At 61.9% G+C, this 12005-nt stretch carries 11 protein-coding genes and 2 pseudogenes; all 13 read left to right on the forward strand.

Annotation, left to right across the window (positions count from 1 at the left end; genetic code table 11):
* The first annotated feature begins 93 nt into the window (after nt 1-93).
* The 13 genes and pseudogenes from P3R38_RS11045 to madL all read left to right on the forward strand — a co-directional run bounded on the left by P3R38_RS11045 (nt 94) and on the right by madL (nt 12005).
* Nucleotides 94-774, forward strand: coding sequence for a hypothetical protein (locus tag P3R38_RS11045; protein ID WP_277687136.1), 681 nt, complete (start codon nt 94-96; stop codon nt 772-774).
* A 288-nt stretch (nt 775-1062) separates the two neighbouring features.
* Entirely contained in the window at nt 1063-1470 is a 408-nt protein-coding gene (locus tag P3R38_RS11050) for a hypothetical protein (RefSeq protein ID WP_158664931.1), read from the forward strand.
* 90 nt (nt 1471-1560) lie between these two features.
* Nucleotides 1561-3048: pseudogene (locus tag P3R38_RS11055) on the forward strand (RHS repeat-associated core domain-containing protein); the annotation flags it as partial.
* 362 nt (nt 3049-3410) lie between these two features.
* Complete coding sequence (locus P3R38_RS11060) at nt 3411-4157, forward strand: hypothetical protein (protein ID WP_202676094.1); 747 nt, start codon at nt 3411-3413, stop codon at nt 4155-4157.
* A 163-nt stretch (nt 4158-4320) separates the two neighbouring features.
* Nucleotides 4321-5239, forward strand: a pseudogene (locus P3R38_RS11065) (RHS repeat protein); the annotation flags it as partial.
* A 156-nt stretch (nt 5240-5395) separates the two neighbouring features.
* On the forward strand, nt 5396-7057 hold the full coding sequence (gene mdcA / locus P3R38_RS11070) for a malonate decarboxylase subunit alpha (RefSeq protein ID WP_277687137.1): 1662 nt from the start codon (nt 5396-5398) through the stop codon (nt 7055-7057).
* A gap of 83 nt (nt 7058-7140) precedes the next feature.
* On the forward strand, nt 7141-7983 hold the full coding sequence (locus tag P3R38_RS11075; protein ID WP_244880967.1) for a triphosphoribosyl-dephospho-CoA synthase: 843 nt from the start codon (nt 7141-7143) through the stop codon (nt 7981-7983).
* A 1-nt stretch (nt 7984) separates the two neighbouring features.
* Nucleotides 7985-8284 (forward strand): malonate decarboxylase subunit delta, encoded by a 300-nt coding sequence (locus tag P3R38_RS11080; protein WP_023380290.1) that lies wholly within the window; start codon nt 7985-7987, stop codon nt 8282-8284.
* A complete protein-coding gene (locus tag P3R38_RS11085; RefSeq protein ID WP_023380291.1) occupies nt 8277-9125 on the forward strand; it encodes a biotin-independent malonate decarboxylase subunit beta in 849 nt (282 codons plus the stop codon). Before P3R38_RS11080 ends, P3R38_RS11085 begins: the two co-directional genes overlap by 8 nt.
* On the forward strand, nt 9122-9913 hold the full coding sequence (gene mdcE, locus P3R38_RS11090; protein WP_104884009.1) for a biotin-independent malonate decarboxylase subunit gamma: 792 nt from the start codon (nt 9122-9124) through the stop codon (nt 9911-9913). Before P3R38_RS11085 ends, mdcE begins: the two co-directional genes overlap by 4 nt.
* A 1-nt stretch (nt 9914) precedes the next feature.
* A complete protein-coding gene (locus P3R38_RS11095; protein ID WP_104881855.1) occupies nt 9915-10529 on the forward strand; it encodes a malonate decarboxylase holo-ACP synthase in 615 nt (204 codons plus the stop codon).
* Nucleotides 10526-11446 carry a malonate decarboxylase subunit epsilon gene (mdcH, locus tag P3R38_RS11100; protein WP_277687138.1) on the forward strand — a complete coding sequence of 307 codons (921 nt, stop codon included), beginning with the start codon at nt 10526-10528 and terminating at the stop codon, nt 11444-11446. The genes P3R38_RS11095 and mdcH overlap by 4 nt, the downstream gene beginning before the upstream one ends.
* Before the next feature lie 136 nt (nt 11447-11582).
* Nucleotides 11583-12005, forward strand: coding sequence for a malonate transporter subunit MadL (gene madL / locus P3R38_RS11105; RefSeq protein WP_023380295.1), 423 nt, complete (start codon nt 11583-11585; stop codon nt 12003-12005).

A 12005-nucleotide genomic window follows, 5' to 3' on the forward strand; every position in this document is an offset into this window, starting at 1 on the left:
GGCCGCGCTGCAACAGGTGCAACTGCCCACGCTGCCGACGCTGAGCCCTCCCGCCAACCCGGCCAAGCGCCCGCTGGGCAGTGAGGTGCTGGCATGAGTGGCGAAACCAAGCAACGCGAAGCGCAAGTCGCGGTCGCCCCGCTCAACACCATCGACGCCAAGGACGTGGGCCGCGGCGCCGCCGCCTTCGACGCCTGGTTGCAGTCGGTCAGCAGCGGCTACGTCACCCTCGAACGGATCAAGACCGTGGCCGGTGCCTTGCCGGTGGTGGGCAACATCATGGCCCTGGTCGACGCCCTGGGCGATGTGGTCACCCTGGTCAAGAGCAAGCACCGCCAGGTGCTCGATTGGGTCAGCCTGGGCATCAACCTGATCGGCGTATTGCCGGCGCCGCCGACCATGGCAGCCGCCCGCATGAGCTTGCGCCCGACCTTGTTCCTGGTCCGCCAGGAGCTGCGCAACAGCGCCAAGATGCTGCTGGGCGACTCGCTGATCACGGTGCTGATGGGCCACCTCAACGCCACCATCGCCGGGACCCTCGACGACTTTGTGACCCAGGCACAGCCAAAGATCGCCGGCATTCTCAAAGATGCGGGCGATCTGGGTACCAAGGTGACTGGCGAAATTGCCACGGGCCTGGAGAAAGTCGTGCTCGGCCAACTCGACGCCCAGGGCGACAAGGCGGCGGCGAGCAAGCAGATGGCGGCCGCCAGCGACCAGTTGCTCAACGACCCCAAGGCGGCGATCAGCAACTTCTTTGGGGCGTCCGTGTGAGAAGGATGGTACTCATGGGAATAGTCTCAATTCTACTAAACCCGCTATTGGATATACCTTGAGGGATGAAGACGATCATAGCGTTCTAAACTACGGTGAGACTACTATGGGTAAACGCAGGTATACAGAAAAATATCTCAAGGAAAATAACGCATATATGCAGGAGGAGGCATCAGGGACAAAGTGGGAAATGCATGCGTGGCAGCATCAGCAGATATTGGATTACAAGGCTGTAAGTAAAGACGGCAAAAGACCTCCTCTGAATAAAAGCGATTATTAAGGTGCCGTATGATTTTTAGCACTTCAAGTGAACAACATGTTATTGTCGGAAATGCCGCTCAAATTGCTCGAAAAAGAGTAAAAGATGTACTGGTAGAGACTCTGTCTGATGTTTCGCTAGAATGTGGCGCGAACTCGTGGACGTTCATTTCAATTTTAATGCCAGACGAGCGAGTCATTGACTATCCCGAAGTGAAGAAGTACCACAAGGCGCGTAAGGTTATTGAAGTTCGCGTTCAAATACCTGTCAATGAGTTCAAAGAGGCGGATGAGTCAAGGCAGGTGAGCTTAATGCTTGATGCCGTGCTTCGCTCAATCGAAATGATGAAAGAAATAAAGAGTCTGAAGATTACCGAGAGCGATGTTCTTTTGCTTAAGGATTCAGTTAACAAAGCCCGTGCGAAGTTAAGTGGCTAATTAGTGTCGCGCTAGACTAGGACGGCGTGGTCAACTGGTCAAAAGCAGGAACCGGCAACTGCTGGACTTGGTTGGGCAAGGTGCTAGGCAACTTTTGCCTACGACGGCAATGGCAAGCTGATCCAGGCCATCAATGCCGACAGCAAGCTGCAATGGTTCCATGACGAAGCGGGCAACCTCACTCGCGAGCATCAGTACTACCTCAAGACCGCTGTGCCGATGGTCGCGGTGTGGAAGCACGAGTACGACGCGCTGAACCTGCGCACGGCGACGATTCGCCCCGATGGCCATAAGGTCAGCACGCTCACCTACGGCAGCGGTCACGTGCTGGGCATGACCATCGACCAGCATGAGCTGCTGGCCTATGAGCGCGATGCTCTGCACCGTGAGGTGGTTCGGCACCAGGGCAACCAGCTGATGCAGACCCAGGCGTGGGACCCGGCAGGTCGCTTGCAGGCGCAATGGCTGGGTAGCCACGACGGCAAGTCCACGTTGCTCAAGCGCCAGTATCAATACGATGCCATCGACCAGCTGACCAACATCCACGACACCCGCCGTGGTCACCTGGCTTATCAGTACGACCCAGTGGGCCGTCTGCTGCAAGCCACCAGTCGCCTGGGTGTCGAGACCTTCGCCTTCGACCCGGCCGGCAACCTGCTGGACCAGAAGACCCAGGAACTCAACCGCCCGCTGGAAAGCGACCCGCGTCGCAACAAGCTGATGGACAACCTGCTGCGCGAGTACGCCGGCACGCATTACCAGTACGACGAACGCGGCAACCTCATCCACCGCCTGCATAACGGCGACAAGGCCCGCCTGACCTGGGACCTGTTCGACCGTCTGGTCCGCTTCGACGATGGCAAGCTCAGCGTGGCATACAGCTACGACGCGCTGGGCCGTCGCCAGCACAAACACTCGACCGCGCATCACTACGACGATCCCCGTGCGGGCAGCGGCTGGAACCAGATGCAACGCGCCAAGCGCCAGCGCGAACTGGGTTGCGGTTACACCCTGTACGGCTGGGATGGCGACAACCTCGCCTGGGAAAGCTCGCCACCGCAGGACGAAGGCGAGACCGGGCGGACCGTGCACTACCTGTACGAACCGGACAGCTTCGTGCCCGTTGCGCAGGCGCTGCGCAAGGCACCGATTCGCCTGTTACGGCAGCCGGACTGGCGTGGACGCGAATACGACATCGACCAGGACCCGCTGTGGCAACACGAAGTGAAGCCGCAGCCGATCGATGCGATTGCCTGGTACCAGTGCGATCACCTGGGCACGCCGATGGAGCTGACCGACCACCACGGAGAGCTGGCGTGGGCGGGGCAGTACAAGGCGTGGGGTGACGTGCGCGAGGTGCGTTCGGACTGGGCAAAGCAGGTTGGGATGAGCAACCCGATTCGCTTCCAGGGGCAGTACCACGATCACGAGACCGGGCTGCATTACAACCGGTATCGGTACTATGATCCGAGGGTTGGGCGGTTCGTGAATCAAGACCCGACTAGTTATGCAGGTGGGCTGAACCTCTTTGCATACGCACCGAACCCGGTATTCTGGATCGACCCTCTGGGGTTGGCGAAAAAGCAGCCAGTACGAGTTGTTAATGGCTGCCCGATTATCGGTACGGGGCAGAAAACTGGTGGAGATGGTCATGCGCAAATATCCGAAAATATGGCGGAGCAGATGGCCAACAGCGGCGATTATGAAAAAGTCGGCGTTAACGTTGCAGTCAAGACAGTGACAGGGGTGCCTTCTGATCCGATTACTCGTCCGGACGTTACGGGACTGAGAAAAGATGGAAAGGTCGACATTGTTGAGGTTCCATCTCCAACAGATGACCCCCGCAAGCTGAGGGCGAAGGGTGACGTCATCCTACAAGGGTTAGGCGGGCGAGCGGGTAGTTACATTGAGACTCCAAAAACTAAGAGAAAGGTTTAAGCATGGAAGAGTTTAGTTTTTTTGTGGCTCATGACTGCCCCGGGAAGAATGTCGATAAAGTGAAAGTTTTTGGCAGGCTCAAAGAATGGATGGAGCGGCGTCCTGCTAGGGTGGATCGATGTGGTGGTAAAAATGGCAAGCTCGTGAAGTTTAACGAGAAAAAATATTTGAATGGGCTACAGGCAGGTGGCGTAGGGGAAGTTTCATTATATTCCGAGCGAATTTGGGGTGCGGGTGAAGTTGATGAGTTTTTGAATTGCGATTTTTCTGCAGGCTACTCAAGTGGCTCAGAACTGCTCTTGTCATCTAATGCCGCTAAACTTGATTTGCAGGGGTTGATTGAGTCATTCTGGGCGCAAGAGGAGGTGGTTGGACTTTGTGACTATGCATACGCGTATAGTGAGACTCAAGCTTACGGCTTTGGTTATGGTATTGGCGTGTCAATGATTGATGATGAGCATCCACTGTTGTGGAAAGGGCACGCTAGAGTCGGTATGTGGAGAAAGATGCAGTGGGCCGGCAGAACAGACGAACTCATCCGAGATGTTTATCCTTTTAATATATTCTCTGAACGCAAAATCGAGGTTTTGCCTCAGAGTAAAAGCCAGGCTTTGGTTCAGGCAATGGAGCGTTTTGGTGAGTCATCTATTCATAAGGGCTTTTCAGTATGGCGTCTGGATGATGCGGACCTTGAGAAGGCGCGCGATTTTCTTAAAGACTCCAATTTGTTAGCATCATATCTCGAGTAAAGTTATAGTCTGTGCAAGCCGCCGGCAAAAAATAAAGGTAACTTTTCCGGTGGTAGCAGGTCTCTGCCGATAGTCTGTAAAGGGTCGATGAGATATTGGTGGATTATGATTACCTTATAGGTTTTCCGCTTGCCTATAGTTTGCCAACGAAGAATGGAGTGCTGAGTACGACGCGCTGAACCTGCGTACGGCGACGATTCGCCCCGATGGCCATAAGGTCAGCACGCTCACCTACGGCAGCGGTCACGTGCTGGGCATGACCCTTGACCAGCATGAGCCGCTGGCCTACGAGCGCGATGCTCTGCACCGTGAGGTGGTCCGGCATCAGGGCAACCAGCTGATGCAGACCCAGGCGTGGGACCCGGCGGGTCGCCTGCAGGCGCAATGGCTGGGTAGCCACGACGGCAAGTCCACATTGCTCAAGCGCCAGTATCAATACGATGCCGTCGGCCAGCTGACCGACATCCACGACACCCGCCGTGGTCACCTGGCCTATCAGTACGACCCGGTGGGCCGCCTGCTGCAAGCCACCAGTCGCCTGGGTGTCGAGACCTTCGCCTTCGACCCGGCCGGCAACCTGCTGGACCAGAAGACCCAGGAACTCAACCGCCCGCTGGAAAGCGACCCGCGTCGCAACAAGCTGATGGACAACCTGCTGCGCGAGTACGCCGGCACGCATTACCAGTACGACGAACGCGGCAACCTCATCCACCGCCTGCACAACGGCGATAAAGCCCGTCTGACCTGGGACCTGTTCGACCGTCTGGTCCGCTTCGACGATGGCAAGCTCAGCGTCGCGTACAGCTACGACGCGCTGGGCCGTCGCCTGCACAAACACTCGACCGCGCATCACTACGACGATCCCCGTGCGGGTAGTGGCTGGAACCAGATGCAACGCGCCAAGCGCCAGCGCGAACTGGGTTGCGGTTACACGCTGTACGGCTGGGATGGCGACAACCTCGCCTGGGAAAGCTCGCCACCGCAGGACGAAGGCGAGATACCTGTACCAACCGGACAGCTTCGTGCCCGTCGCGCAGGCGCTGCGCAAGGTACCGATTCGCCTGTTGCGTCAGCCGGACTGGCGTGGACGAAGCCGTGCTGATCCGCCTGCAGTCGTCACGGTGCTCAATGCCCCGCCATCGTTAACCTGAGCGTAACGATCACGCACCCAGCTTGATTGATCGAGCCGACAGTACCGCCCTAATGTGCCTCCACGACAGCGAACCGTGGAGTCACCCATGACCATAACAACGAATCCACCGCCGCAATGGTCGAGGCGGCGCGCCGAGAAGCAGCGTCGTCTCGATCGGGTCCGGCACCTCGCCGACGGTGTGGTGCTGCCCACCGAGCGGATCGTCGAGGCCCTGGAGTTGCTGATCGCTCCCGGCGACCGGGTCGTGCTCGAAGGCAACAACCAGAAGCAGGCCGACTTTCTCTCGCGCGCCCTGGCCAAGGCCGACCCCGAGCATCTGCATGACCTGCACATGATCATGCCCAGCGTGAGCCGTGCCGAGCACCTTGACCTGTTCGAACGCGGCATCGCCCGCAAGCTCGACTTCTCCTTCGCCGGCCCGCAGAGCCTGCGCATCGGCCAGCTGCTGGAAGACGGCCTGCTGGAAGTCGGCGCCATTCACACCTACATCGAACTGTATTCGCGGCTGCTGGTCGACCTGATCCCCAACGTCACCCTGGTCGCAGGTTTCATGGCCGACCGCGACGGCAACCTGTATACCGGCCCCAGCACCGAGGACACCCCGGCCTTGGTGGAACCGGCAGCCTTCAGCGATGGCATCGTCATCGCCCAGGTCAACCAATTGGTCGAGCGTACCGATGACCTGCCACGGGTGGACATTCCGGCTTCCTGGGTCGATTTCGTGGTCGTTGCCGACAAGCCGTTCTATATCGAGCCGCTGTTCACCCGCGACCCGCGTCACATCAAGCCGGTGCATGTGCTGATGGCGATGATGGCCGTCCGTGGCATCTACGAAAAGCACCAGGTCCAGTCGCTCAACCATGGCATTGGCTTCAATACCGCCGCGATCGAACTGATCCTGCCAACCTACGGCGAGTCCCTGGGCCTCAAAGGCAAGATCTGCCGCAACTGGACCCTCAACCCGCACCCAACCCTGATCCCGGCCATCGAGACCGGCTGGGTCGAAAGCGTGCACTGCTTCGGTACCGAGCTGGGCATGGAGGACTACATCGCTCAGCGCCCTGACGTGTTCTTCACCGGCCGCGATGGCTCGCTGCGTTCCAATCGCATGATGTGCCAGCTGGCAGGGCAATACGCAGTGGACCTGTTCATCGGCGCCACCTTGCAGGTCGATGGCGATGGACATTCCTCGACCGTCACCCGTGGCCGCCTGGCAGGTTTCGGCGGTGCGCCGAACATGGGGCACGACCCCAGGGGACGGCGCCATGCTACTCCGGCCTGGCTTGACATGACCGTGCCGCAAACCCTGCTCGAGCGTGGTCGCAAACTGGTGGTGCAGATGGTCGAGACCTATCAGGAGGGCGGTAAACCCACCTTCGTCGAGACGCTCGACGCGGTCGAGGTCGCGAAGAAAACCGGCATGCCCCTGGCCCCCGTAATGATCTACGGCGACGACGTCACCCACCTGTTGACCGAAGAGGGCATCGCCTACCTGTACAAGGCACGCAGCCTTGAACAACGTCAGCAGATGATCGCCGCCGTGGCCGGGGTTACCGCCATCGGCCTGCGTCACGACCCGAAAGTCACCCTGCGGCTGCGCCAGCAAGGCCTGGTGGCTTTGCCCGAAGACCTGGGCATTCGACGCACCGACGCCGGCCGCGAACTGCTCGCCGCGCGCAGCATCGCCGATCTGGTGGAGTGGTCCGGAGGTTTGTACAACCCGCCTGCGCGTTTCAGGAGTTGGTGATGGAAACCTTGAATCCCCAATCGGATTGGCCATCGCGCCGCCCCCTGAGCCTTGAGCCTCCTGCAGGAGCGAGCTTGCCCGCGATGAGGCCCGAACGGTCATCGGCCATCACCTTGCCCGAGCACCTCGCCGACCTCGCTGTGGCGGCCTTGATCGACGAGGCCGACCTGTCGCCCAAGCCTGGGTTGGTGGACCGCCGCAGCAGCGGTGCTCACAACGACATGACCCTGAGCTTGATGCATGCTTCGGCAATGGCGCTGTGGCCTTGTCTGCGACAGATGGCCGAGGCTGCCCAGGATCATGGGTATATCGACCAGCCACTGCGCGGCGCGCTCGGTCGCATCGGCCGTGAAGGCGAAGCCGCCATGCTGAGTGTCACGGCCGGGGTGAATACCCATCGAGGCGCAATCTGGGCGCTTGGCCTGCTGGTTGCGGCCTGCGCCCTGGACCCTGGCGCAGGCGCCCAGGTAGTGGCCGCCCGCGCAGGGCGTATTGCGCTGCTCGACGACCCGGCCGCCATCGCCCCGGACAGCCACGGCAACCAGGTACGCCGTCGCTACGGCGCCAGTGGGGCGCGTGAGCAAGCTCAGCAAGGCTTCCCAGCCGTCATCGAGCATGGCCTGCCGCAACTGCTGCGAAGCCGCGCCGCCGGAGCCAGCGAAACCCATGCCCGTCTGGACGCCTTGCTGGCGATCATGGCCGCACTGAGCGATACCTGCGTCCTCTGGCGCGCTGGGCCACAGGGTCTGGCCGCGGTCCAGCAGGGTGCCCGCGCCGTGCTCGATGCTGGGGGCAGCGCCACCCTCGGCGGGCGCCGGCAACTGCGTCAGCTGGAGATGCAACTGCTGCAACTGAATGCCTCACCGGGCGGTGCCGCCGACTTGTTGGCCGCTTGCCTGTTCCTCGACTTTGCCGGGAGCCTGTGACATGCAAACCCTTACGTTTCAATTTCCCGCCGCCGGACCGGGGCGTGGCCGCACCCTGGTGGGGTGCGTCAGCTCCGGGGACCTGGAGGTACTGATCGAGCCCGGCACCGCCGGCCGCCTCGATATTCAGGTGGTAACTTCGGTCGACGGCAGCGACGCCCGCTGGACGCAACTGTTTCAGCGCTTGTTCGAAGGCCGCACATTACCGGCGGTGAAGATCGACATCCACGATTTCGGCGCCACTCCAGGAGTGGTGCGACTGCGCCTGGAGCAAGGTTTCGAGGAGATTGCCCATGACTGACATCGACCGCCTGCTGCGCAGCCGCAGCTTCGTCGAGCTCGGCGCACGCCAACGCGCCCGCGCCTTGTTCGATCCTGGCACCTTTCGCGAACTGCTTGGCCCGTTCGACCGACTCATGTCGCCTTGGCTACCGCGTCAGGGCATCGTGCCCCAGGCCGACGATGGCGTGGTGATCGGCAAAGGCCGTTTGAAAGGCACACGTGCAGTGATCGCGGCCATCGAGGGCGGCTTCCAGGGTGGCAGCATGGGCGAAGTAGGAGGTGCCAAGATCGCTGGGGCGCTGGAGTTGGCCATCGAGGATAACCGCAAGGGTATTCCCACGTGCGCGGTGTTGTTGCTGGAAACCGGTGGTGTGCGCCTACAGGAAGCCAACCTGGGCCTTGCTGCCATTGCCGAGATTCAGTCCGCCATCGTCGAGTTGCGCGCCCATCAACCTGTGGTAGGCCTGATCGCAGGCTCGGTCGGCTGTTTCGGCGGCATGTCCATCGCCGCTGGCTTGTGCAGCCACTTGCTGGTCACCCGCGAGGCCCGGTTGGGGCTCAACGGCCCCCAAGTAATCGAACAGGAAGCCGGTATCGAGGAATACGACGCCAAGGACCGTCCTTTCATCTGGAGCCTGACCGGCGGTGAACAGCGTCATGCTTGCGGGTTGGTTGACGCCTACGTTGCCGATGATGTCGACCGTATCCGCCAGCGACTGGTGCAGTTGCTCGACAGTCCCTCTGCCAATCGGGTCGCTCGCCATGCCTGGTTCCTCGATCGCCTGGCAAGCCTCGGTGATGACTGCCCGCAATTGGACGCCGCTGCCGTGCGAACTCTCTATCAAGGAGCAATCTCATGAACCGTGCCTTGAACTGGCTGCCCGGCCTGGCCGGAGGTGAGGCTCTGCCTGGTTACCCGGCGTCGATACAGGTGATCGATGGTGAGCTGGATAATCGTCTGGCGCGCTTCATCGCGGTGGTGCCAGATGCCAGCAACCCCTTTCCCCGCGCGCGCTCGGGGGAGGTTGGGCTACTCGAAGGCTGGGGCTTGGCCAAGGCGGTGAGCGAAGCTGTGGAAGCCGATCGCTCGGGTGAAAAACGTGCCATCGTCGCCGTCATTGACGTACCGAGCCAGGCCTACGGCCGACGGGAGGAGGCGTTGGGCATACATCAGGCCTTGGCCGCCGCGGTGCACGCCTATGCCCAGGCGCGCCTGGCCGGCCACCCGGTGATAGGCCTGCTGGTCGGCAAGGCCATGTCTGGCGCGTTCCTGGCCCACGGCTACCAGGCGCAGCGCCTGATTGCTCTGGAGGATGACGGCGTCATGGTTCATGCCATGGGCAAGGCCGCCGCGGCGCGCATCACCCTGCGCAGCGTCGAGGCACTGGAGGTGCTGGCCGCCGAAGTTCCGCCAATGGCCTACGACCTGGCCAGCTATGGGTCGCTTGGCTTGTTGTGGCGGCGGCTGTCGGTCGACAACGCCCAGACCCCGAGCGTCAGGGACCTGGCTCAGGTGCGCGCCTGCCTGGCTGATGCCGTGCGCGATATTGGCAGCTCCACGTCGCTTGCATCACGCCTGCTGGGTGAAAACCGCCGTGCTTCGCGCGAAGTTCGCGAACAGTTGCGTCGCCAGTGGCAGGAGGCCTGAGATGGGCGCCCCATACCCCCACGACCTGCTCTGGGGCATGACCCCGCAGAACCTGCCTGATGCAGCGCCGGCCTGGGCGCATCAAGTATTGGCAGGTGGCGAGCCCGTGGTGGTCCGTCGGGCCTGCAGTCCACCCGGCTGGGTGGCGGTGGGGCTTCGTGGGCACGGACGCGAGCAGCGCCTGGGCGTGCAGATGCCTCTGGCCAAAGTCCAGCGGCGGTTGAGCCCGCAAGCGCTGCGCTGGCAGGGCGATAGCCCCTGGCCGGCACTGCAGGCCCTGGCTTCGGTGGCTCCGGTGCTCGATAGCACAGGCTTGGAATGGGGGCCGACCGGAAGCGTGGGGTACCAGATCGCCACCGCTCGCAATGTGCTGCACCTGGCCAGCGATCTGGATCTGCTGCTGCGCACACCGCAGCCGGTAGCACGGGCAAAGGCGCGGGAACTGCTGGCCATTCTGGACTGCGCTCCCTGCCGTATCGACCTGCAACTGGACACCCCAAATGGCGCCATCGCCCTGCGCGACTGGGCGGGGATGGCACGGCGGGTTCTGCTCAAGTCGGCCAATGGCGCCCGCCTGGTGACAGACCCCTGGAACGCCTTGGAGTGTGCGGCGTGAGCAGTCTGTTCGCATTTCCCGGCCAGGGTGTTCAGCAGCCAGGCATGCTGCATCGTTTGCCCGAGGGTTCCGGGCGGCTGCTCGAAGAGGCCAGCGATACCTTGGGCGAACAGGTGCTGGACCTGGACAGTGAAGCAGCCCTGCACTCCACCCGTGCCGTGCAGTTGTGCCTGCTGCTGGTCGGCGTCGCGTGGGCACGTTGGCTGATGCAGCGCGGCCCAGCCCCGGATTACGTGGCGGGGCTGTCGATCGGGGCCTATCCCGCCGCAGTGACCGCCGACGCGCTGGATTGGCGTGATGCCGTGCGCTTGGTAAGCCTGCGTGGCGAGTTGATGCAACGCGCCTATCCGCAAGGGTACGGCATGATCGCCATCAGTGGCCTGGACCTGGCCTGTGTCGAGCGTCTGCTGGAGCAGGTGGGGGGCGAGGTGTTTCTGGCCAACCTCAACAGCGACAACCAGATCGTCATCGCCGGCCGAGACACTGCGCTGGATGAAGTCGCCGCTCGCGTTCGCCGCCAAGGCCAGGGCGTCGCTCGTCGCCTGGCTGTCAGCGTGCCGTCCCATTGCGCCTTGCTCGACGAACCCGCGCGGACGTTGGCCGAAGCCTTTGCCGATGTGCCATTGCGCCGTCCACGTATCACCTACCTGAGCAGCACCAGCGGCCGGCCGATCTTCGACCCAGAGCGCCTGCGCGACGACCTGGCAGGCAACATGGCGCGGCTGGTGAACTGGCGTGCCACGTTGCGCAACGCATATGAGCGCGGTGTGCGCCTGCACCTGGAACTGCCGCCAGGCAGCGTATTAAGCGGCCTGGCGCGTCCTGTATTGGAACAGGGCAGGGTGCTGGCAGTCGAGTCGACCCGGCCCGATACCATGGACGTCTTGTTGCGTCAGGAGGTGGCCAACGACCGATGATGTCCCTGGGCTAGCTGTCTCCTTCAGCCGCGGTAGCCGTCGGCTTGCCGGCGATGAGGCTGGCACGGGCAGCGCAACAAAAGCGTTATCGAAGAACAACAACAAGCAACTTCGACACAAGCTGAGGACAACGACAATGATTATCTATGGTGTGGCTCTGCTGGCGGTATGCACGCTGGCCGGCGTTATCGTCGGCGACTTCCTGGGCGTGCTGCTTGGGGTCAAATCCAATGTGGGCGGGGTTGGCATCGCCATGATCCTGCTGATCTGCGCGAGGCTGTACATGCACCGCCACGGCGGCATGAGCAAGGAATGCGAATTCGGCGTTGGGTTCTGGGGCGCGATGTATATCCCGGTGGTGGTGGCCATGGCGGCCCAACAGAACGTGGTCACGGCCCTGCATGGTGGGCCTGCCGCACTGCTGGCGGCGGTCGGTGCCGTGCTGGTTTGCGGCTTGACGATCGCCCTGATCAGCCGCAGCCATCGCGGCGAACCCTTGCCCGCGCTGAATGCGGACCCCGCAACCCAGACGCAGGTCGTCCCTGCGGGAGGTCGTTGA

It is taken from the genome of Pseudomonas sp. NyZ480 (assembly GCF_029537255.1).
Lineage (GTDB): Bacteria > Pseudomonadota > Gammaproteobacteria > Pseudomonadales > Pseudomonadaceae > Aquipseudomonas > Aquipseudomonas taiwanensis.

Coding starts and splice junctions, on each gene's coding strand:
- P3R38_RS11045 (WP_277687136.1), top strand. CDS start 94: ATGAGTGGCGAAACCAAGCAACGCGAAGCGCAAGTCGCGGTCGCCCCG.
- P3R38_RS11050 (WP_158664931.1), top strand. CDS start 1,063: ATGATTTTTAGCACTTCAAGTGAACAACATGTTATTGTCGGAAATGCC.
- P3R38_RS11060 (WP_202676094.1), top strand. CDS start 3,411: ATGGAAGAGTTTAGTTTTTTTGTGGCTCATGACTGCCCCGGGAAGAAT.
- mdcA (WP_277687137.1), top strand. CDS start 5,396: ATGACCATAACAACGAATCCACCGCCGCAATGGTCGAGGCGGCGCGCC.
- P3R38_RS11075 (WP_244880967.1), top strand. CDS start 7,141: ATGAGGCCCGAACGGTCATCGGCCATCACCTTGCCCGAGCACCTCGCC.
- P3R38_RS11080 (WP_023380290.1), top strand. CDS start 7,985: ATGCAAACCCTTACGTTTCAATTTCCCGCCGCCGGACCGGGGCGTGGC.
- P3R38_RS11085 (WP_023380291.1), top strand. CDS start 8,277: ATGACTGACATCGACCGCCTGCTGCGCAGCCGCAGCTTCGTCGAGCTC.
- mdcE (WP_104884009.1), top strand. CDS start 9,122: ATGAACCGTGCCTTGAACTGGCTGCCCGGCCTGGCCGGAGGTGAGGCT.
- P3R38_RS11095 (WP_104881855.1), top strand. CDS start 9,915: ATGGGCGCCCCATACCCCCACGACCTGCTCTGGGGCATGACCCCGCAG.
- madL (WP_023380295.1), top strand. CDS start 11,583: ATGATTATCTATGGTGTGGCTCTGCTGGCGGTATGCACGCTGGCCGGC.